A 20,018-nucleotide genomic window follows, 5' to 3' on the forward strand; every position below is an offset into this window, starting at 1 on the left:
CCACGGCCCCGGACGCTACGGCGTCCGGGGCCGTTTGACTTCTGGTTCCCAACACGGTGATCTTCGTCTCGTGCAGACCTCGGTGCTCCCGAGCCGCTCCGAGCGGCTCGACCGGCTCCCGTTCACCTCCCGTCATCGGCGCCTCCTGCTCGGCTCCGGGATCGGCTGGGCGCTGGACGCCATGGACGTCGGCCTCGTCTCGTTCGTCATGGCCGCCCTCGCCGTCCAGTGGGGCCTCACCGACACCGAGCTGTCCTGGGTCGCCTCCCTGGGCTTCGTGGGCATGGCCGTGGGCGCGGCGCTGGGTGGCCTGCTCGCCGACCGGATCGGGCGCCGGTCGGTGTTCGCGCTGACTCTGCTCGTCTACGGGGTGGCCACCGGTGCCTCGGCGCTCGCCGGCACGCTCGCCGTGCTGCTCGTGCTCCGCTTCGTCGTCGGCCTGGGCCTCGGCGCCGAGCTGCCGGTCGCCTCGACGCTGGTCAGCGAGTACGCCCCCGCACGCATCCGCGGCCGGGTCATCGTCGTCCTGGAGGCGTTCTGGGCGGTCGGCTGGTTCGCCGCCGCGCTCGTCGGCTACCTCGTGGTGCCGTCCGGGGACGACGGGTGGCGCTGGGCGCTGGCGCTGGGCGCCGTGCCCGCGGTCTACGCCGTGATCGTCCGGCTCGGACTGCCCGAGTCGGTGCGCTTCCTCGAGCGCGCTGGACGGACGCAGGAGGCGGAGGCCGCGGTCCGCTCGTTCGAGCGCTCAGCCGGCGTCGAGGCGCCGAAGGCGGTGGCTGACGCTCCGGCCGCACCCACCACCGAGGTCGCGGTCGAGGAGCAGCGGGGCATCGGGGCACTGTGGGGCCCCGCGTACCGGGTCCGGACCGCGGCCCTGTGGGCGGTGTGGTTCCTCGTCAACTTCGCCTACTACGGCGCCTTCATCTGGCTGCCGACGCTGCTCGTGGCCTCGGGCATGTCGATGGTGCGGTCCTTCGGGTACACCCTCGTGATCACCGCCGCCCAGCTGCCCGGCTACGCGGTCGCCGCCGTCCTCATCGAGAAGTGGGGCCGGCGGCCCACGCTGGCGACCTTCCTCGTCGGTGCCGCCGGCGCTGCGGCGCTGTTCTCCGCGGCGGGGACCGAGACGTCCGTGCTCGTCGCGGGCATGCTGCTGTCGTTCTTCGTGCTCGGGGCCTGGGGCGCCCTGTACGCGGTGACCCCGGAGATGTACCCGACCGCGGTGCGCGGCACCGGCGCGGGGTGGGCCGCCGGCTTCGGGCGGATCGCGTCCATCCTGGCACCGCTGGCCGTCCCAGTGTTGCGGGAGACGGGTGGCACCGAGCTGGTGTTCCTCGTCTTCGCCGGCGCGTTCATCCTCGCCGGCGCCGCCGCCCTCGCTCTGCCGGAGCGGCGGGGGCAGGCGCTGGAGGCCTGACCGACTCGACCTGCTTGGCCAGCAGGGGAACACGGCCCGGCTCAGCAGGCCGACTCAGAGCCGCCCGGCCAGGGCGAGCTCAGGTCGGCCGTGCGGCCAGGACGCGTGCTGCCTCCCGCTCCGCCTCGGTGTTGGCGACACCGGCCCGGGAGCCGGCCAGCTTCGCCCGGATGTGCTCACCGACGGTGACGGGCGGGTACGCCGACGTCCCGTCGGCGTCCAGGCAGGTCCGCAGCGTCTCGATGACGGCGTCGATGTTGCCGTCGTGGAAGAACGCGGCGGAGCGCCGGCGCTCGATGCGCCCGTCGACGACCGGTGGCTTCACCCGGTGCAGGGTCGACATCCACCGTTCGTTGGTCCACCGCGCCATGAGGTCGCCAAGGTTGATCAGCAACGCGCCGTCAGCGGGCATGACGTCGTGCCAGGCGCCCTCGTGGTCAAGGACCTGCAGGCCCTTGACCTGGTCGGCCCAGAGCACGGTGACGATGCCGTAGTCGGTGTGCTCGCTCATCCCGGTGAGGTCACCGTCGAACGGCACCTCACCGGGCGGCAGGGCGTAGTTGTTCATCCGCAGCACGTCGAGGCTGTGGTCGGTGTACCGCTCGAAGAAGCCGCCCGGGAGGCCCAGCGCGTCGGCGAACATCGTCGTCAGGGTGCGCGCCACCCGGGCCGCCTCGCCGAAGTAGGCGGCCACCGCCTCACGGAAGCCATCGGCCTCGTCGGGCCAGATGTTCTCGGCGTACTCGACGACGGGCAGGTCGAGGCCTGGGTAGTCGCTGCGGGCGGCGCCGATGTTGAAGGCCTCGAAGAAGTCCTGCATCCGGCTGGAGGGCGCCAGCCCCAGGCTGAGGCTCAGCGACTCGGTCCTCGGCGGGGTGTACCCGCGGTTGATCTCCGGCGGGGTCCGATAGCTCTTCTTCACCTCCAGGGGCAGACCGAAGAAGGAGTCGATCGCGGCGCCGAGGGCGTCGGTGACCGAGGTCGGGATGCCGTGGCCGAGCACCTGGACGAAGCCGACGGTGCGGGCGGCGTCGTCGAAGGCGCGGCTGGCGGTGGCCCGGGCCTGCGCAGAGCCGGCAGGGTCGACGTACGCGGAGATGTCGACGACCGGCACGGTGAACTCGTTCACGGGGTCTCCTGGAGAGTGGGCGAGTGGTCCGGGTCAGGGGCGTCAGGGGTGGCGGCCACCATTGCGGTAGCCCGGCGGCGCAGGTCCGCCTTGCCGGTCTCGTCGAGCCAGCAGGCGTCGATGGCGTTGGCGGTGAAGGCGGCCAGCTGCTCGCGGCGGTAGCCGAGAGCGTGCGCGAGCACCCGAAAGTCGTGCGTGGGATCGGTGCCGAACATCGGCGGGTCGTCGGAGTCGATCGTTACGCACAGCCCGGCGTCGACCATCTGGCGGATCCGGGTGTGCGTGCCGTCGCCGCTGCCGGAGTATCGGCCGATGTCCGAACTGACCGGCGTGCAGGTGAACGGGACCCGCTCGGCCGCGCACCGGGACGTGATCTCCGGGTCATCGACGACGTGGTAACCGTGGTCGATCCGGCTGCAGCCGAGCTCGTCCAGCAGGGTCAGCACGTGCCCAGGAGGACCGGACTCGGAATGGGCCGTCCGGCCCAGACCCGCGCGGCCGGCGAGCCGGTAGGCCTCGACGAAGCGCCCGGGCGGGCCCTTGACCTCGGCGTAGTCCAGCCCGATGCCGACCACCTCGTCGACGCGCTGCTCGATCACCTGCTGAACCAGCTCGACCGCCTCGGCGCCGCTGCGCTCCCGGTTGATGGCCACCACGAGGCGAGCGTCGATGCGGGTGTCGGTGCGGGCGTCGCGCACGCCGGCGACGACGCCCTCGAGGATCCGTGAGTAGGGAACCCCGGGATGGCCTGGCGGACTGAGGTGGATCTCGCGGTAGAGGACGTTGTGCGCTGCACCGCCCGCGGTGAGGGACTCGTAGGTCACCCGGTGGAAGTCGTCGACGTCGCGGATGACCGAGCCGACGACGTCGAGCACCCGGAGGAACTCGCCGAGGTCCTCGTAGCTAGCGTGGTCGTAGAGGTCCTCGGCGTCACGCCCGAGCGGAACTCCGTGCTTGGCGGCGAGCTCGACGACGGTCCGGGGCGCGGCCGTGCCGATGAGGTGGCAGTGCAGGCTCACTTTGGGCAGGGCCGCCACCATGGCGTCCACGACCGGGTCGGCCGGCACCCGACGGGAGTGCCGTGGGCGTCCAGGCGGGCGGTGCGTGGACTCCGTCATGCCCGGTCCGACTGTCCGAAGCGGCTGAGCACCGCTGCCTCGACGAGCTGGGCGAGGAAGTAGAGCAGCAGTGACACCAGCGTGACGACGACGACGAGCGCCCACACCTTGCTGATCTGCGACCGAGCCGCGGCCGAGACCACCGCGTACCCGATGCCCTTGCCGGTGGCCAGCCACTCGGCCAGCAGTGCGCCGGTCATCGACCCGGGCACGGCGATGCGGACCGACGCGAAGAACGCCGGTAGCGCGGACGGGAAGGCCACCTTCCTCAGCACGGTCATCGGGTTCCCGCCGTAGACGAGGACGAGATCGCGCATCTGCGGGCCGACCGAACGCAGCCCGGCGACGATGTTGACCAGCGCCGGGAAGAGCACCACCACCGCGCTCATGACGGCGACGATCACGTAACCGCGGCCCACGAGTAGGATGAGCATCGGCGCCAGCGCGATCAGCGGAACGGTCTGCAGGATGAGCGCGACCGGCATGACGGCGCTCTCCGCGGCACGGAACCGCACGACCGCGATCGCCAGCGTCACCGCGACCAGCATGCCGGCGATGAAGCCGATGCCCGCGTCGAGCAGAGTGCGGGCGAGCAACCCGGCGATCTCGGTCCGCAGCGCGGGGGCATCCTCGTCAACAAAGAGGATGTCGACGACGTCCAGCGGGCCCTTGCCGACGTAGCTCGAGACGTCGAAGGCCCACAGGGCCCCCACCCACAGGGCCACGACGACGGCCAGGACCAGCGTCATCGAGCCGACGGCCCGCAGCGTGGCCATCAGCAGCGGGTGCCGGGCCCGACGCGGTCCCTCGGTCGGACGGGAGATCAGCAGGTCGGCACTCATGCGGCCCCCTGGGACCACGGGGTGACGACCCGTCCGAGCATGGCGAACAGCCCGTAGAAGGCGCCGGCGACCAGCGCGCAGCCCAGGCCGATAGCCCAGGCGCCGTCGACGTCGACGTTCTGCTGCGCGATCTTGAGCGTCACGGCCACGCCGCGCTCTACGCCGCCGACGTACTCGCCGAGGATCGCCCCGAGGAAGGCGAGTGGCGCGGCCACACGAAGCGAGGCCAGCACGGAGGGGAGCGCGGCCACCAGCCGCACCGTGGTCAGCTGCCGCACCGGCCCGCCGCCGAAGACCCGGACGACCTCCAGGCTGGCTGCGTCCGCCGACCGCAGGCCGAGCACGGTGCCGACAACGGTGGTGAAGAAGACCGACAGCGCCGCCAGGGCGGTCGCGGTGCCCGCTCGCTGCCCCTCCTCGGGGTTGCCGATGACGATGAACAGCACCGGGGCGATGGCCACCAGCGGCACGCAGTAGGTGATCACCGCCAGCTGCATGACCAGCGGCTCCAGCGCCGGCACCAGCAGGGTCACAGCGGCCAGCGCGACCGCGGCCACGGTGCCGTAGCCGAAGCCGACCGCGGCCTCCTGCAGGGTGATCCCGAAGTGGGTGGTGTAGAAGTCCCACCCCCGGCCGATGGCCGCACCCACGACCCCGGCCGGAGAGGGGATGCGGGCGTCTGCGAGCACGGTGAGCACCAGCAGCCACCACACGGCCACCACGCCCAGCAGGCCCAGCGCCCCCAGGGCGGCCGCGCGCACCGGCTCGCGGGACTGCACGCCGTTCACCCCTCAGCCGTCCCGCTGCCGAACAGCAGCTCGGAGGCGTGGTCGTGCAGGGCGTGGAACTCCGGCGTGCGCATGATCTCCGGGTGCCGGGGGCGGGGCAGGTCCACGTCGATGACCTCCACGACCCGGCCCGGCCGTGCGCTCATCACCGCGACCTGGTCGGACAGGAAGACCGCCTCTGAGATCCCGTGGGTGACCATCAGCGTGGTGGCCGGCTTCTCGGTCCAGATCCGCAGGAGCTCCACATTCAGCCGCTGCCGGGTCATGTCGTCCAGGGCACCGAATGGCTCGTCGAGCAGCAGCACCGACGGCTTCACCACCAGGGCGCGCGCGATGGAGACCCGTTGGCGCATGCCTCCGGACAGCTGCGCGGGCTTGGCCTTCTCGAACCCGGACAGTCCCACGAGCTGGATCAGCTCGGCCACCAGGGCCGCGTCGGGGCGGGTGCCGGCGACCTCGAACGGCAGTCGGATGTTCGCCTCGACCGAACGCCACGGCAGCAGGGCGGAGTCCTGGAAGGCGATGCCCAAGGCGTGCGCTCGGCGCAGGTCGAGCGGGGTGGTGCCGTCGACGAGCGCGGTGCCGCCGGTCGGCTGCTCGAGCCCGGCGAGGATCCGCAGGATCGTGGACTTGCCGCAGCCTGAGGGGCCCAGCAGCGAGGCGAAGCTGCCCTGCGCGGTGTGCAGGGTGGCGTCCGCGAGCGCCGGTACCTGCTTGCGCCCGGATCCGAAGGTCTTGGTCAGGCCCTGGAGGTGGATGCCGGTGCCACCCGTCTGCTGCGCCGGGGCAGACCGGGCGGCCTCAGCCTCGGAGATCGAGGTCATGATGGGCTCCTGTCCACGTGGGGGCGGTCAGGCCGCGCTGGGGACCTCGGCGAGCTCCGGCTTCTCCTCGAGCAGCTCCTCGAGGAGAGACAGGTCGAAGAGGTCGTCGGGGTCGGAGACGTCGATGCCGGCGGCGGCCAGGGTGGTCATGTTCTGGTCGATCAGCTCCTCGGAGATGGTCAGCAGCCCGTTCGACCTGACGTCGGGCGTGACGATCAGCGTGCTCTGCACCTCCGCCTGCTCGACTTCCTTCGCCATGTCGAGGTCCAGATCGGCCCCGTACTCCTCGACCGCGAGGCGGGCACCCTCCTGCGGGTCCCGCAGGTAGTCCTGCCAGCCCAGGATCTCAGCCTCCAGGAACGCCTTCACCGTCGCAGGGTTCTCGGCGATCATCTCGTCGGTCGTGATGATGCTCTCGGCGACGAAGGGCAGGCCGTTGTCAGCGAAGGGCAGGTTGGTCACCTCGTAGCCGGCGGCCTGCACGGTGATCGACTCGTTGGTCAGATAGGCCAGGAAGCCGTCGACCTCGCCGTCGATCAGCGGTGCCGGGTCGTACTCGACCGGCACCTTCTCCACGGTGCCTGGGTCGATGCCGTTGACCTCGAGCAGCGCGTCGAACAGCGTCTCGTTGCCGCCGGCCTGGACCCCGATCCGCTTGCCTACCAGGTCCTGGGGGGTGGCGATGTTCCCGCCGTCGGCCAGGGACAGGATGGTGAACGGGTTCTTCTGGAACTTCGTGCCGACGATCTTGAGTGGCGCGTCCTCCTCGGCGATCACCTGGGCGGCTGCCACAGCGTTGCTGAGGCCGAAGTCCGCTTCCCCACTGGCCACGAGCGTCTCGATCGGCCCCGGGCCAGGGTTCATGGTCACGTCCGAGAAGCCGACCGCGGTGTAGTGGCCGTTGCTGTCGGCGAAGTACTCGCCGGCGAACTCGGCGTTCTTGATCCAGGACAGCTGCAGCGTCAGTGGGCCGAGGTCCCCGCCCTCGCCGGCGGCGGCGTCGGTCTCGGCGGAGCCGCCGCACGCCGTGAGGGCGAGGGCGGCGCCAGTGATCACGGCGGCGGTGCGCTGGACGCGCTTGCTCATGGGGCTTCTCCTGGTCGGGAAGGGGCGGGCTCTCCTCGACGGCGGAGCGGTTGCCCGGCCCCATCGTCGTCCGTCCCGGACGCTAGGAGCGGCGGGTTTCGCCGCAGGTGGAGGAGCGTTTCCGCGGTGTTAAAGAAACTCCCATCCCGGCCTGGAACGGCCGTTCCACCGGGTCAGTAGTCCACGCGCAGCGGGTTGTCCCGCCAGGCGGCGAACGGCGCCACCGCAGTGCCCAGCCGCAGCTCCTGCAACGCGGTGGGCCAGGAGAGCGGTGCGGCGGTGAGCAGGTCGTAGAAGGCCCGGTCGTCGAAACCGCCGGCGGCCGCGTCATGGCGGTTGGCGGCGAAGACCACCCGGTCCAGCCGCGCCCACAGCGCCGAGGTGGCGCACATCGGGCACGGCTCGCACGAGGCGTACATCGTGCAGCCGGCCAGCGAGAAGACGCCGAGCTCGCGGCAGGCCGCGCGAATGGCGCTGACCTCGGCGTGGGCGGTCGGGTCCAGGTCGCGGGTCACCCGGTTGACGCCGGTCGCGAGGACCTCGTCGCCACGGACGACGACCGCCCCGAACGGCCCGCCGCCGGTTGCCACGTTCGCCGTGGCGAGGTCGACCGCCTGCTGCAACCACGTCTCGTCGGCAGCGGTCATCACGGGGTCCCTCCTCGGGTCAGGCGCCAGATCCGGTCCCTGCTCATCGGCAGCTCGTGGGGGCGGACGCCGACGGCGTCGCGCACGGCGTTGGCGATCGCCGGTGCGACGGGGTTGTACGGAGCCTCGCTCATCGACTTGGCGCCGTGCGGGCCCAAGGCGTCGACGGTGTCCGCGACCAGGACCCGCGTCGTGGGCACGTCGCCCAGCCTCGGGGCGCGGTACGTGCGGAAGCCGCGTGTGCGGACCTCGCCGTCCACGACGACGACCTCCTCCTGCAATGCGGATCCGACCGCTTGCGCCACTCCGCCATCCACCTGGCCGCGCAGCTGCTCGGGGTTGAGCACCACCCCCGCGTCCACGGCCTGCACCGAGTCCAGGACTCGTACCTCGCCGCTGGCTGGGTGCACCGCCACCCGGACCGCGTGCACGTTGAAGGCCACCGACCGCCGGTCGCCGTCGCAGGTACCGCTGGCCACGATCGGGCCGTCCGTCGCGGGCAGGGCGGCCAAACCTCCGAGGGCCTCCAGCCGCCGGCGCACCTCGGCGGCGGCACGTTGCACGGCCAGCCCTGCGACAACCGACCCGGTGGAACCGAAGGCGCCGGAGTCGTAGCCGGAGGTGGCGGTGTCAGAGGCGATCAGCCGGACCCGGTCGGGGTCGAGCCCGAGTGCCTCGGCGACCAGCTGGGTGTGCACGGTCGCCGTTCCGTTGCCGAACTCCGCCGTGCCCACCGTGACGGTGGCGGTGCCGTCGGGGAAGAGGGCGATCTGCGCGTGCGAGCGGTGCCCACGCGGCGGGATGGTGGCGATCATGGCCAGCGCCATGCCCTCGCCGACTGCCCACCCCTCGGCCGGAGGGTAGGCTGGACGGGTACCGGCCAGCGCCGACTCGGCGAGGTCCAGGCACTGGTCGAGGCCGTAGCTGCCGAACTCCAGGTCGGGTGAGGGTGCGCCGTTGACGACGAGCGGGTCGCCGGGCACCACGACGTTGCGGCGGCGCAGTTCGAACGGGGTGATGCCGACCTCGCGAGCCAGTTCATCCAGCGCTGACTCGACACCGAAGACCACCTGACCGAGCCCGTAGCCGCGGAAGGCACCGCTCGGCGGGTTGTTCGTGTACACGGCCTCGGCGTCGACCCGCTTGGCGGGGCAGCGGTACACGGCCACGGACTCGTGCACGCCGTGGAACACGACCCCAGGGCCGTGGTTGCCGTACGCCCCGGTGTCGCTGAGCACCTCGACCCGCATCGCGGTGAGTCGGCCCGCCGTGTCGGCCCCCAGCTCCACGGTCACCCGCATCGGGTGGCGCAGCGGGATCGCGGTGAACTGCTCCTCACGGGTCATCTCCAGCTGCACCGGACGCCGGTCGCCCCGCTCGGCGAGCCGCAGCGCCGCCAGCGCCGCGACGTCCTCGACCAGGAGCTCCTGCTTGCCGCCGAAGCCGCCCCCCACCCGGGCCGCGACTACCCGCACCTGGTGCGGTGCACGGCCGAGGACCCGGGCCAGCTCGTCGCGGACCAGGAAGGGCACCTGGGTGCTGGTGCGGACGACGAGCGTGCCGTCGTCGTCGACCCAGGCCCGGGCACCGTGCGCCTCCAGGGCGGCGTGGGCCACCCGGGCGGTGGTCCAGGTGCCTCGCACGGTGTGCGCGGCGGCGCTGAGCCCGGCGTCGACGTCGCCGACCTCGCCGTGTGTGGCGGCCACGAGGTTGCGCAGCGGGTCGGCGATCCGGGAAGCGGCCGGATCCTTGTCGGCGTGCAGCAGCGGCGCGCCCGGGGAGCGCGCAGCCTCGGGATCGAACACTGCCGGGAGCGACGCGTAGACCACCTCGACCAGCGCTGCGGCGTGCTGGGCGACAGCGACCGACTCGGCCACGACAGCCGCGACACGTTGGCCCCGGAACCGCACGACGTCATCCAGCAGCCGGGTGTCGTCCGGGTCGTCCAGCCGGTTCTCGTGCCGGGCGGTCGAGTACAGGACGTCCGGGGAGTCACCCGGCGTCAGCACCAGCACGACGCCGGGCACCGATCGCGCGGCGGCACAGTCGACCGAGACCACGCGGGCGTGCGCGTACGGCGAGCGGACCAGGGCCACGTGGAGCACCCCGGCATCCGGCAGGTCGAGGGTGAAGGCCTCGCGACCGCTGACCACCCGCGGAGCGGCCGGCGCGGCGACCGAGCAGCCGACGCCACCTCTGGTCGTCACATTCACCGTGCCCGCGAGCGCGTCGCGGATCGAGCGGTAGCCGGTGCAGCGGCACAGGTTGCCCTTGAAGACCCGTTCCGGCTCGGCCACCTGCACGGTGCCGTCGTCGTCGGCGAGCGCGGTCGCGGTCACCACCCAGCCCGGCGTGCAGAACCCGCACTGGAACGCGCCGGCCTCGACGAATCGTCGTTGTACCGGCGAGAGCTGCTCGGGCGTCCCCAGCCCCGCCGCCGTCGTCACCTCCCGGCCGGCGGCGCGGGCAGCCGGCGTGACGCAGGAGTGCACCGGCACGCCGTCCAGCAGGACGGTGCACGCGCCGCAGTCGCCGGAGTCGCAGCCCTTCTTCACCGCTGTCCCGCCACAGGCGCGGATCCAGGTGCGCAGGCACTGCCCAGGTGCCGGCGCGCCGGGCACCTCCTCCCCATCAAGGATCACGCGGCTCCCTCCGTCAGCTCGGCGTGCACCTCGGCCGCCAGACGCACGGTCTGTGCGGCCCGCCAGTCCGTGGCGCCGTGCAGATCGGCGAACCACCCCACCGAGCCGCAGGCGTCGGCCACCGCACGACGTACCGCCGTCCCGGTCGCTGTGGCCGCGACCGCGAGCACGACCGGCCGCGGCACCGAGGCGGTCACGGTGAGCACGACAGACTCGGCGCTGCGTCGTCCGATCACCAGGGCGGCGGAACGGCCGTAGGTGGTGAGCGCGGCCCGGCGCACGGCGTTGGCCTGTCGCAGCGCGGGCCCGGGCAGCTCCACGCAGCGGAGGACCTCGCCCGGTCGCAGATCCACGGCCCCGGCACCCTGCACGAAGTCCGTCACCGCTGCGTGCCGCTGCCCGCCGTCGGGCGTCAGCAGGACGACCTCGCCGGCCAGCGCGGCGGTCAAAGCGATCATGGCGCCGGCCGGTAGACCAAGGCACAGGTTGCCACCTACGGTCGCGGCCGACTGCACCGTGAACGGCATCAGCAGTGCGTCGGCGCACTGCTCCGCCAGCGCCGAGGAAGGCCACGGTGCCGAGCGAACCTGCTCCACCGTGCACGTGGCGGCCAGCCGCAGCCCGCCGCCCGGTAACGCCTCCCAGGGCTCCCAGCGCATCGTCGTGAGGTCGACCAGGCCGGTGACCTCCGGTTGCGGCTCGGAGAACAGCCATGTCCCGCCGGCGAGCAGCCGCTCTCCGGGACGCAGTCGCAGGTCCTCCCGGTCGTGCGCGCCGCGGTAGGTCTCCACGCGGGCCAGGTCCATCACTCCACCTCGCCGAGGTCGGAGTAGATGTCGCTGATCGCCGAGATCCGGTCGCGACCGGCGCGGCCCGCACGGGCCAGAACGCCGTCGGCGAGCACGGCCACCAGGCTCATCGCGGCGGCGTACGAGTCGTAGGCGAGCCTGCCCTGCACCGGACAGGGCAGCCACACCCGCGCGACGCCTGAGTGGCCTGCGGCGGTGGGGTCGGCCAGGAGGACCACGTCGGCGCCGGTTGCCGCGGCGGTGGCGAGGAAACCGGCGAACCCGGCCGGCCGGCGGCGGAAGCCAACGGCCAGCACGGCGTCACCGCGGCCGAGGTCGGCGAGCTCCTCGCCGAGCACTTGACCTGGTACGGGCGCCAGGTGAACCCGGGGCCGGGCCTGCACCAGCTGCTCGCGCAGGTGCAGGGCCACCGGGTGACTGTTGCGCCAGCCGACGACCAGTACCTGGCGAGCGTCGGCGAGCACCGCCACGGCCTCGGCCACCGCCGGCTCCAGCACCGCGGTGGCGACGGCGGTGGCCTCGTCGGAGACGTGTGTGGCCAGGTCTGGGGGCCCACTCACCCGCCGCGGCTCGCCGGCGGTGCGCAGTGACCGGAGGTGGTCGCGGACCTCGTCGAAGTCCGCGAAGCCGAGCGAGCGGAACAGCCGGCTCATCGTCGCCTTGGAGACCCCGGCCAGGGCGGCCAGCTCGGCGGCCCGGTAGGTGCCCAGGTCGTCCAGGTGCTCGAGAAGGGTCTCGGCGGCCCGCCGCTCCTGGGAGGTCAGCGTCGGGTGGTAGCGGGCGATCCGCTCGTCGATCCGGAGGCCGTTCACGTCCGCTCCTCGACCGCGGCAGCCACCCGCAGCACCGCCGCCTCGAGCGCGTCCAACCCGCGTGCGACGTCGATCTCACGGACGCCCTCGTCGGGTCCGTGGCTGATCCCGTCCGTGCAGCGGAGGAAGAGCATGCCGACGTCCGTGATCGCCGCCATCGCCATCGCGTCGTGTCCGGCCCGACTCCACAGGCCCATCGGCTGGTCCCTACCGTGGTCGTCGGTTGCGCCGATTCCCTCCACCACGGCCTGCTGCAGCCAGGGGGCGCAGGCCACCGCGGGGGCGCGATGGTTCTCCGCGACCTCTAACCGCAGACCCCGGCGCACGCAGATGCTCTCGATCTCAGCACCCAGCACGTCCCACATGCCGTCGCGCTCGGCATCCGTCGCGGCGCGCAGGTCGACGCTGAGGTCGGCCCGGCCCGGGACGACGTTGACCGCGCCTGGGTGCACCTCCAGCCGGCCGACGGTGGCGATGCAGCCGTGGGCCTGCGCCAGCCGCTCGACGGCGAGCACCACCTCGCCCGCACCGGCCAGCGCGTCGCGGCGGCGCTCGTACGGCGTGCTGCCGGCGTGCCGCGCCTCACCCAGCACCACGAGCCGGAACCGTCGCGCGCCCGCGATCGTGGTGACGTAGCCCAGCGACCGGTCGGCCGCCTCGAGGCAGGTGCCCTGCTCGATGTGCGCCTCCAGGTACCCGACGAGCTCGTCGGGCGTCCGGGTGGCCTCGCCGACCCGCGACGGGTCGAGCCCGAAGTCGACGAAGGCCCGGTGCAACGACACGCCCTCGGCGTCGCGCAGCTCCCACCACGCCGGGTCCCAGGTACCGGCCACGGCGCGGCTGCCGAGCAGCGCGGTGCCGAAACGGGTGCCCTCCTCGTCCCCGAAACCCACGACCTCCAGGGCGAGCGGGAGGTCGGTGCCGCGGAGCCGTTCGGCCACGGCCACAGCCATGACCACACCCAGCATCCCGTCGTAGCTGCCGGCGTCGGGCACGGTGTCGAGGTGGGACCCGAGCACCAGGGCCGGCAGCCCCGGTGCCCGTCCTTCGCGGCGGCCCCACTGGTTGCCCGCCGGGTCCTGCCACGGGGTCAGCCCCGCCGCTGCCATCCACGACGCGGTGAGCCGGTTGGCGGCTGCGTGCTGCGGGGTGAGGTGGACGCGCTCGAGACGGTGGGGCCGGGCGGAGATCCGGTCCAGCTCCGCGCAGCGAGCCAGGACGGTGGCGGCCGTGGTCATGCCTGGTACACCTCGAGGGCGGCACCGACGCCACCACCGGCTGGCACGGGCACGCCGCAGCCGCGCAGTACCTGCTCGAGCGCGGCCAGCGTGGTGAGGACGGCGTCCCGCCGGGCGTTGTAGCCCATGGTCCCGATCCGCCAGACGCGCCCGTGCAGGGGGCCGAACGAGGTGCCGATTTCGATACCGAAGTCCTCCAGCAGCGCTGTGCGGACAGTGTCCGCAGCGACACCGTCGGGGACGCGGACGGCGACGACGTTGCTCATCTTGTGCGCCGGGTCGCCGAACGGCTCCAGGCCCAGGCCGAGGATGCCGGTGAGCATCGCTCGCCCGTGGAGCTCGTGGCGGGCGATCGTGGCGTCGAGACCCTCCTCGACCAGCAGCCGGGCGCACTCGCGCGCGGCGTAGAGCATCGAGGTGGCCTCGGTGTGGTGGTTGAGCCGGCGCGGTCCCCAGTACGCCATGACCTGGGCCAGGTCGAGGTAGTTGCTGGCAATGCGGGTGCCGTGGTCGGTGTCACCGTGTTCGCGGATGCCGGCCTCCACGTGCGTGCGGGCCTCGATCAGCCCCGCTGCGGCGGTGGACAGGGTGATCGGCGCACTGCCCGGCGGGCCGCCGAGGCACTTCTGCAGACCGGCGCTGGCGACGTCTACGCCCCAGGCGTCGGTCTCGAAGGCGTTGCCGCCGAGCGAGGCGGTGGCGTCGCAGTAGAGCAGGACGCCGTGCCGGCGGCAGATCTCCCCGATGTCGGCGAGCGGCTGGCACATCGTGGTGGAGGTGTCGCCGTGGACGACGGCGACGAGCTTCGGACGGACCCGCAGCACCGCCTCCTCCACCGACTCTGGCGGCACCACCTCGCCCCAGGGCACCTCGACGGTGTGTACCGCCGCACCGCAGCGCTCGGCGATCTCCCGCAGCAGTGCGCCGAACCGCCCGAAGACCGGCACGAGCACTCGGTCCCCCGGTTCCAGCAGCGAGACGAGCGCTGCCTCGACGCCGGCGCGGGACGTGCCGTCGACGAGGAAGGTCTGCTCGTTGGTGGTGCGGAACACCTGGCGGTAGAGCGCCATCGCCTCGTCCATGGTCGCGGTCATGAACGGGTCGAACTGCCCGACCAGCTGGGCCGACATCGCGCGCAGGACCCGGGGGTCGACGGTGACCGGTCCGGGACCCATGAGCAGCCGCGGGGGGACGTCCAGACCGGCGGTGGCGACCATCAGGCGCTCCTCCTCAGCTGCTGGCCCCACCCGTGGTCGGGTAGATCCGGGTCGAGCACGGAACCGCGCACGAGGGTGCGCGTGACCCGGCCGGCAAAGGTGAGCCCGTCGTAGGCCGAGATGGGGTTGCGGTGCGCCAGCCGGTCGGCGGCGACGGCGGTCTCCTGCGCGGTGTCGTAGACCACGAGGTCGGCATCGGAGCCCACCTCGATCCGGCCCTTGGAGTCCAGGCCGACGAGGTCGGCGGTGTTCCGGGACATCCAGCGGCTGACCGTGGCCACGTCGATGCCGCGTCGGGCAGCCTCGGCGGCGACGGCGGTGAAGCCCACCTGGAGTCCCGAGACGCCGCCCCAGGCCTGCTGGAGGTCGCCGTCGCCCCGGCTCTTCTCCTCCACCGTCGTGGGGGAGTGGTCGCTGACGACGCAGTCGATGACGCCCTCGACCAGCGCTGCCCACAACTCGTCGCGGTTGCCGGCGTCGCGGATCGGCGGGCAGCACTTGAACTCCGCCGCGGCGTCCGGGATCTGCTCGGCGCTGAGCACGAGGTAGTGCGGGCAGGTCTCGACGGTGACCGCCAGGCCCTCGTCGCGGGCGTCCCGGAGCAAGGGGAGCGCCCGGGCGCTGGAAAGGTGCAGTACGTGCACCCGGGCGCCGGTCTCCCGGACGCCGTCGAGCACCTGGCGGATCGCCGCGGTCTCGGCCTCGTCCGGCCGGCTGAGCAGGAAGTCGGCATACGCCCGGCTCGCACGGGCGGGCGCGGCGTCCAGGACGGCGGGGTCCTCGGCGTGCACCACGACCAGCCCACCGAACCCCGCGACGGTGCGCAGCGCGCGGCGAAAGCCGGCGGGGTCCAACGGTGGGAACTCGTCGACACCGCTGGGCGAGAGGAAGCACTTGAGGCCGACCACGCCGGCGTCCCAGAGCGGTTCGAGGTCGTGCTCGTTGCCCGGCACCGCGCCACCCCAGAACGCCACGTCGATCGCGAGCCGGCTGCGTGCCGCCTCCTGCTTCAGCCGGAGGTGCTCCACCGTGGTCGTCGGCGGCACGGAGTTCAGTGGCATGTCGACCAGGGTCGTGACGCCGCCGAGAGCGGCGGCCAGCGTGGCGGTGGCGAACCCCTCCCAGTGGGTCCGGCCCGGCTCGTTGACGTGGACGTGGGTGTCCACTGCGCCGGGCAGGAGGTAGGCGGTGTCCGGGACGTCCGGGACGCGATCGGCGTCGAAGGGGTCGATCGCGGCGATCCGGCCGCCGGCGATGCGCACAGTGGCCGGCCGGACGGTGTCGCCGACCAGCACGCGCCGCGCGCGCAGCGTCGAGGTGGCCGCTAGGGCGGCGCTCACGCGAACGCCGGCACGGCGGTCCAGGCGCGCGGCTCCGCGGGGACGCCGGCGCGCTGGAGGGTGGCCTGGATCAGTCCGTAGGGCCGGTCGGCTGCGACGAACACCTCACCGCCGTTGGTCAGTCCGAAGGGGTCGAGGTCGACTTCGACATGGTGCTTGTTCGGGCAGCTGATCCGGATCTCCGCGACCTCCGGGACGGCGTCCATCGCGGCGGCTCCCATGGCGTGGACGGTCTGCTGGAGCGCCAGGCTGTGGGTGGCGGCGAAGGCCCCTACCAGTGCGCCGCGGGCGGCGGTGTGAGCAGCGTCCCAGTCCGGTGGGTTCTCCGCGTACCGCCACCAGGCGGTGACGCTGGTGGCGAGGATCCGGTCGCTCGTCTCGGGCAGCGTGGTGAACCGGTCGCGCGGGAACCCGGAGAACTCGCTGCCGGTGCTCTTGAGGAGGGTCAGGCCGGTGAGCCCACCGAGCACGAACGTCTCGTCGCCGTCGGTCTGCACCACGGCGGTACGTACCTCGCCGCCGTTGCGGGCGAAGGAGTGCCCTGCCCCCGGTGTGCCGGCACCGATGCGGTCCCATCTGTGCTGCCCGGCGGTCATCTGCGTACCAGCCACCCACGGCTGGGCGCGCCAGTGAGCGGCCAGCACGAGCAGGAACTCCTCGGGGGAGGTCACGCCGTGCTCCTTGGCGAGCGCGTAGACGGTGTTCTTCTGCGTGTCGGTGGCGTGCACGTGCGCGTTGTCGCCGTCGGTGTAGGCGGCGTCGAAGTCGCCGCGCAGCTGAGTGGTGACGGTGAGGTCGGCGATGTCGTGCTCCGGCGCTCCCCGCTCGAGGCGGACCAGGCGGACCTCGGCTTTGCCGTACTGGTGCGGGCCGAGCACGTACGAGCTGCTCATCAGGTCCCCCGGTAGGTGGTGTAGGAGAACGGGCTGAGGACCAGCGCGACGTGGTGGTGCTCGCCGTCGGTCATCGTGAAGGTCACCGTCACGGCGGGATAGAAGGTGGTGCGTCGCTGGCCGGCGAACCAGGTGCCGGTCTCGAACCGCACGGTGTGCACGCCCGCCGGCAGGTCGGCGTCCACCCGGGCGCGCCCGTCGTCGTCCGTGCGGCCCGGCCGGGTACTGCCGTCGGCCAGGCTGAGGAGCACCTCCATCCCGGCGGCCGGGCGGCCGAGCGCGGCGTCGAGGACGTGCGTGCTGAAGGAGCTCACGGGCCCACCAGCCCCTCCAAGCGGAGCAGAGCGATCTCCGCCAGCTGCGACCGGGTCACCGACAGCTCTGTCGCGGGGTCGTTGGCCAGGCGCTGCTCAAGCAGGTCCAGCAGCTCCGGTCCGGTGCGCCCTGCGGCGCGGACGAGGTAGATCCGGCCGAATCGCTCCTCGTACCGCCGGTTGCCCTCGGCCAGCCGCTGCCGCAGCGGCTCGTCTGCCGGGTCCACGCCAGCCTGCTCGCGACTGGCGATCGCTGCGGTCGGCCCGCTGCCGGCTGGTCGCTCGCCGATGCGGGGGTGGTCGGTGAGGGCCGCGTCGACCTCGGCGTCCGTCCAGGAGGTGGTCCGCTCCCGAACGGCGGCAAGGAGGTTGTCCACCGTGCCGTAGGGACGCCCCTGCGCGACAGCGGCCGCGAAGGACGGGATGTCGGCGCAGCGCAACAGCAGAGAGGCAGCCTCTCCGGGCGCGAGGGCGTCGAACTCGGCGATGCGCACCTGGCCACCGTAGGAAACGATCGTTTCAGGCGCGTTGCAGTTGTTTCAGCGTTCTGTGTACTCGACGTACTCAACGTACTCGACGTACTCAACGTACTCGACCACGAGGTCGAGGAGTTCGCGGTCGCGCCCGGCCCCGGCCACCAGGCAGACGCCGGCGGGGAGCCCGTCAGCGGTGCGGACGGGGATGCTGACGGCGGGCAGTCCGGCGACCGCCGCCAGGCAGGTCAGCCGCATGGTGGCGTTGCGGTCCTGGAGGGTGGCTCCGGTGGAGACCGACGGCGCCACCGACGGCGCGCTCGGCAGGGCCAGCACACGGTCGGCGACGAGCTCCCGCAGCTGCGTTCGGGCAGCTTCCACCACCGCGCGCGCCCGCTCGGCGGCGGCGTCGTCGACGCGAGAGGCGGCCGCGAAACGCGACCGCACGTCCTCGCCGAGTGCGTCGAGGTTCTCGGACAGCCACCGGCCGTGGGTGCGCCAGGCCTGGAACGCCTGACAGGTCTGGAACGCGGTGCGCCACTCGTCGAGCGAGTCGAGGGGTACGTCGAGGGTTCTGGCGCCGGCCGCGGCCGTCCAGGCGCGAACGACCGCGGCGACGTCGGGGTGTGCGCTCGCGACCAGCCGGTCGACGACAACCAGCTCGGTACCGCCGCCGGGGGATCCTGGTGGCAGCAGCACGTCGCCGACCGTACGCAGCAGGTCCGGGGACCGGGTCAGCCAGCCCACGGCGTCGAACGCCGGCGCCAGCGGGAGCAGGCCGGTCCGGTCCACGGCGCCGTGAGTCGTCCGGATGCCGAACAGTCCCTGGTAGGCGGCCGGCACGCGGATCGATCCGCCGGTGTCGGTACCCAACCCGATGGTGGCGTGACCGAGGGCGACCGCGCTGGCGCTACCGCTTGAGGAGCCCCCGGGGATGCGGTGCGGGGCCTGGGGGTTCGGCGGGGCACCGTAGTGGGAGTTCGTGCCGGCCAGGGAGTAGGCCAGCTCGTCGGTGCGGGCGATCCCGCGGACGGCCGCACCGGCTGCCAGCAGCGCGGCGACCGTGGCCGCGTGGCGGGGTTCCGGGCGGGCCTCCGCCAGCCACCTCGGGTTGCCTGCACCGATGGGGTGGCCGGCCACCGCGTACAGGTCCTTGACCGCGACGGTCTGACGGGTCAGCGGCCCCGTGCCCGTCGGGCGGACGAGTGGGTCGCCGACGACGCGCCAGACCCTGGTGTCCAGGGGGGACGGCTCCGCCGAGACGTGCGCGGCGGTGACCTGCCAGCCTCCGTGCTCCGGCACCTCGCCGGTCACGCGAAGTCGGCCTTCCGGATCGTGGCGTGGACCCCCTTGACGACGTCGACCACCTGGCTGATCCGAAAGTCGGTCGCCGCGGAGAGGTACGCGTAGGCGAGCCGCGGGTCCATCCCGAACCGTGCCTGCAGGAGCGCGATGGCGGCGCGCACGCAGCTCTGGACCGCGGTGTCGAGGTCCTCGTCGAGCCCAGTGGGCACCAGGAAGTCGCTGGTCTCGGCGAGCGGGCCGGCCAGGTCCCCGAAGCGCCGCACCGCATCCTCCCGAGCGAGGACGTCAAGCCGCAGCGTCGCGCGCAGACTGCCCTCCAGGGCTGTCAGGCACACCTCCCCGTCGCCTTGGGCGAAGTGCGGGTCCCCGACGTAGGCCAGGGCACCGTCGACCTGGACCGGCAGGTACAGCGTGCTACCGGCTGTCAGCAGGGCGATGTCGAGGTTGCCGCCGTGCCGGCCAGGCGGTACCGAGTGCGGCCGCTCAGCTCCGGGCACCGCGATGCCCATGATCCCGAGGAAAGGGCGCAGCGGGAACCGCGCCGTGCGCTCACTGTCCGGGGTCAACGGTACCGAGGCGTGCGTTCCGTCGCCGTCCACGCCGGCGAAGGCGCTGAAGACGGGCATGTCGTCGCCGGGGTACTCGCCGGGCAGGGCGCCGCGGCCGTGCCGGTTGGAGATGATGCCGTAGGGCACCCGCGGCGTGGCGTCCAGCAGGGTGATGGCCAGCAGGTCGCCGACCCGGGCCCCTTCGACGGCGATCGGCCGGCTGACGACGTGCGGCCCGTCGACCCCGAACCGGTGCGGGTCGTCGCTCTTCGCCAGGGCGACGGCGTCCTGGAGTACCTCGGCGACCCCGTGCCGGCCGAAGTAGGCCAACGGGTCGCGACCCTGGTCCTCCAGGATCCCCTCGTGGCTGACGGTGTCGACGGTGATCTCGGTGCCGGCGGCGACAGTGACGACCGGGGGGTCCGCCGCGCACGGCAACCGGCCCCACAGCACGGCGTCCGGGGTGGCAGGAAGGTACGTACCGGCGTGGATCGGGCCGCTCCCCGGCTGGAGCACTGGTGTGAGCACCGGCGGGAAGATACGGAACGCACGTTTCAATCGTGTTCCGCACCGGGA

The 20,018-nt window shown here is 72.8% G+C and carries 19 protein-coding genes; 1 reads left to right on the forward strand and 18 read right to left on the reverse strand.

The features are described from left to right. The first annotated feature begins 70 nt into the window (after positions 1-70). Entirely contained in the window at positions 71-1,417 is a 1,347-nt protein-coding gene (locus tag ACFP6A_RS12240; protein ID WP_379603916.1) for an MFS transporter, read from the forward strand. A gap of 79 nt (positions 1,418-1,496) precedes the next feature. On the opposite strand, the gene ACFP6A_RS12245 is transcribed toward ACFP6A_RS12240, so the two are convergent. The 18 genes from ACFP6A_RS12245 to ACFP6A_RS12330 form a co-directional block, all read right to left on the reverse strand. Next, complete coding sequence (locus tag ACFP6A_RS12245) at positions 1,497-2,546, reverse strand: isopenicillin N synthase family dioxygenase (RefSeq protein ID WP_379603917.1); 1,050 nt, start codon at positions 2,544-2,546, stop codon at positions 1,497-1,499. Then, a complete protein-coding gene (gene add / locus ACFP6A_RS12250; RefSeq protein WP_379603918.1) occupies positions 2,543-3,613 on the reverse strand; it encodes an adenosine deaminase in 1,071 nt (356 codons plus the stop codon). The genes ACFP6A_RS12245 and add overlap by 4 nt, the downstream gene beginning before the upstream one ends. Before the next feature lie 47 nt (positions 3,614-3,660). Then, complete coding sequence (locus ACFP6A_RS12255; RefSeq protein ID WP_379603919.1) at positions 3,661-4,506, reverse strand: ABC transporter permease; 846 nt, start codon at positions 4,504-4,506, stop codon at positions 3,661-3,663. Then, positions 4,503-5,285 (reverse strand): ABC transporter permease, encoded by a 783-nt coding sequence (locus ACFP6A_RS12260; protein WP_379603920.1) that lies wholly within the window; start codon positions 5,283-5,285, stop codon positions 4,503-4,505. The genes ACFP6A_RS12255 and ACFP6A_RS12260 overlap by 4 nt, the downstream gene beginning before the upstream one ends. Before the next feature lie 5 nt (positions 5,286-5,290). Continuing rightward, positions 5,291-6,118 carry an ABC transporter ATP-binding protein gene (locus tag ACFP6A_RS12265; RefSeq protein ID WP_379603922.1) on the reverse strand — a complete coding sequence of 276 codons (828 nt, stop codon included), beginning with the start codon at positions 6,116-6,118 and terminating at the stop codon, positions 5,291-5,293. Between the two features lie 27 nt (positions 6,119-6,145). Continuing rightward, positions 6,146-7,204 (reverse strand): ABC transporter substrate-binding protein, encoded by a 1,059-nt coding sequence (locus ACFP6A_RS12270; protein ID WP_379603924.1) that lies wholly within the window; start codon positions 7,202-7,204, stop codon positions 6,146-6,148. A gap of 173 nt (positions 7,205-7,377) precedes the next feature. Further along, positions 7,378-7,851 carry a nucleoside deaminase gene (locus ACFP6A_RS12275; protein ID WP_379603926.1) on the reverse strand — a complete coding sequence of 158 codons (474 nt, stop codon included), beginning with the start codon at positions 7,849-7,851 and terminating at the stop codon, positions 7,378-7,380. Continuing rightward, positions 7,851-10,493: a molybdopterin-dependent oxidoreductase gene (locus tag ACFP6A_RS12280; RefSeq protein WP_379603928.1), complete on the reverse strand. Its 2,643-nt coding sequence runs from the start codon at positions 10,491-10,493 to the stop codon at positions 7,851-7,853. The genes ACFP6A_RS12275 and ACFP6A_RS12280 overlap by 1 nt, the downstream gene beginning before the upstream one ends. Then, complete coding sequence (locus tag ACFP6A_RS12285) at positions 10,490-11,299, reverse strand: FAD binding domain-containing protein (protein WP_379603930.1); 810 nt, start codon at positions 11,297-11,299, stop codon at positions 10,490-10,492. Before ACFP6A_RS12285 ends, ACFP6A_RS12280 begins: the two co-directional genes overlap by 4 nt. Next, a complete protein-coding gene (locus ACFP6A_RS12290; protein ID WP_379603932.1) occupies positions 11,299-12,114 on the reverse strand; it encodes a MurR/RpiR family transcriptional regulator in 816 nt (271 codons plus the stop codon). Before ACFP6A_RS12290 ends, ACFP6A_RS12285 begins: the two co-directional genes overlap by 1 nt. Further along, positions 12,111-13,352: an allantoate amidohydrolase gene (locus ACFP6A_RS12295; protein ID WP_379603934.1), complete on the reverse strand. Its 1,242-nt coding sequence runs from the start codon at positions 13,350-13,352 to the stop codon at positions 12,111-12,113. Before ACFP6A_RS12295 ends, ACFP6A_RS12290 begins: the two co-directional genes overlap by 4 nt. Next, a complete protein-coding gene (locus ACFP6A_RS12300) occupies positions 13,349-14,569 on the reverse strand; it encodes a pyridoxal-phosphate-dependent aminotransferase family protein (protein ID WP_379603936.1) in 1,221 nt (406 codons plus the stop codon). The genes ACFP6A_RS12295 and ACFP6A_RS12300 overlap by 4 nt, the downstream gene beginning before the upstream one ends. Then, positions 14,569-15,909 carry an allantoinase AllB gene (gene allB / locus ACFP6A_RS12305; protein WP_379603937.1) on the reverse strand — a complete coding sequence of 447 codons (1,341 nt, stop codon included), beginning with the start codon at positions 15,907-15,909 and terminating at the stop codon, positions 14,569-14,571. Before allB ends, ACFP6A_RS12300 begins: the two co-directional genes overlap by 1 nt. Beyond that, the gene (pucL, locus tag ACFP6A_RS12310; protein WP_379603939.1) at positions 15,906-16,802 is read right to left on the reverse strand and encodes a factor-independent urate hydroxylase; all 897 of its coding nucleotides are present in this window, start codon (positions 16,800-16,802) and stop codon (positions 15,906-15,908) included. The genes allB and pucL overlap by 4 nt, the downstream gene beginning before the upstream one ends. Continuing rightward, entirely contained in the window at positions 16,802-17,116 is a 315-nt protein-coding gene (uraH, locus tag ACFP6A_RS12315; protein ID WP_379603941.1) for a hydroxyisourate hydrolase, read from the reverse strand. Before uraH ends, pucL begins: the two co-directional genes overlap by 1 nt. Next, positions 17,113-17,610 (reverse strand): 2-oxo-4-hydroxy-4-carboxy-5-ureidoimidazoline decarboxylase, encoded by a 498-nt coding sequence (gene uraD / locus ACFP6A_RS12320; protein WP_379603943.1) that lies wholly within the window; start codon positions 17,608-17,610, stop codon positions 17,113-17,115. Before uraD ends, uraH begins: the two co-directional genes overlap by 4 nt. A 45-nt stretch (positions 17,611-17,655) precedes the next feature. Continuing rightward, positions 17,656-18,903 carry an amidase family protein gene (locus tag ACFP6A_RS12325; RefSeq protein ID WP_379603945.1) on the reverse strand — a complete coding sequence of 416 codons (1,248 nt, stop codon included), beginning with the start codon at positions 18,901-18,903 and terminating at the stop codon, positions 17,656-17,658. Further along, positions 18,900-19,970, reverse strand: a complete 1,071-nt coding sequence (locus ACFP6A_RS12330) for an acetamidase/formamidase family protein (protein WP_379603947.1) — start codon at positions 19,968-19,970, stop codon at positions 18,900-18,902. The genes ACFP6A_RS12325 and ACFP6A_RS12330 overlap by 4 nt, the downstream gene beginning before the upstream one ends. Between the last annotated feature and the right edge of the window lie 48 nt (positions 19,971-20,018).

This window comes from Quadrisphaera sp. GCM10027208 (assembly GCF_042658805.1).
Taxonomy (GTDB): Bacteria; Actinomycetota; Actinomycetes; order Actinomycetales; family SCSIO-59966; genus SCSIO-59966.

Bases quoted from the DNA above. Each gene is read 5' to 3' on its own strand.
- ACFP6A_RS12255 (WP_379603919.1), bottom strand. From the start codon at position 4,506: ATGAGTGCCGACCTGCTGATCTCCCGTCCGACCGAGGGACCGCGTCGG.
- ACFP6A_RS12265 (WP_379603922.1), bottom strand. From the start codon at position 6,118: ATGACCTCGATCTCCGAGGCTGAGGCCGCCCGGTCTGCCCCGGCGCAG.
- ACFP6A_RS12270 (WP_379603924.1), bottom strand. From the start codon at position 7,204: ATGAGCAAGCGCGTCCAGCGCACCGCCGCCGTGATCACTGGCGCCGCC.
- ACFP6A_RS12275 (WP_379603926.1), bottom strand. From the start codon at position 7,851: ATGACCGCTGCCGACGAGACGTGGTTGCAGCAGGCGGTCGACCTCGCC.
- ACFP6A_RS12285 (WP_379603930.1), bottom strand. From the start codon at position 11,299: ATGGACCTGGCCCGCGTGGAGACCTACCGCGGCGCGCACGACCGGGAG.
- ACFP6A_RS12295 (WP_379603934.1), bottom strand. From the start codon at position 13,352: ATGACCACGGCCGCCACCGTCCTGGCTCGCTGCGCGGAGCTGGACCGG.
- ACFP6A_RS12300 (WP_379603936.1), bottom strand. From the start codon at position 14,569: ATGGTCGCCACCGCCGGTCTGGACGTCCCCCCGCGGCTGCTCATGGGT.
- pucL (WP_379603939.1), bottom strand. From the start codon at position 16,802: ATGAGCAGCTCGTACGTGCTCGGCCCGCACCAGTACGGCAAAGCCGAG.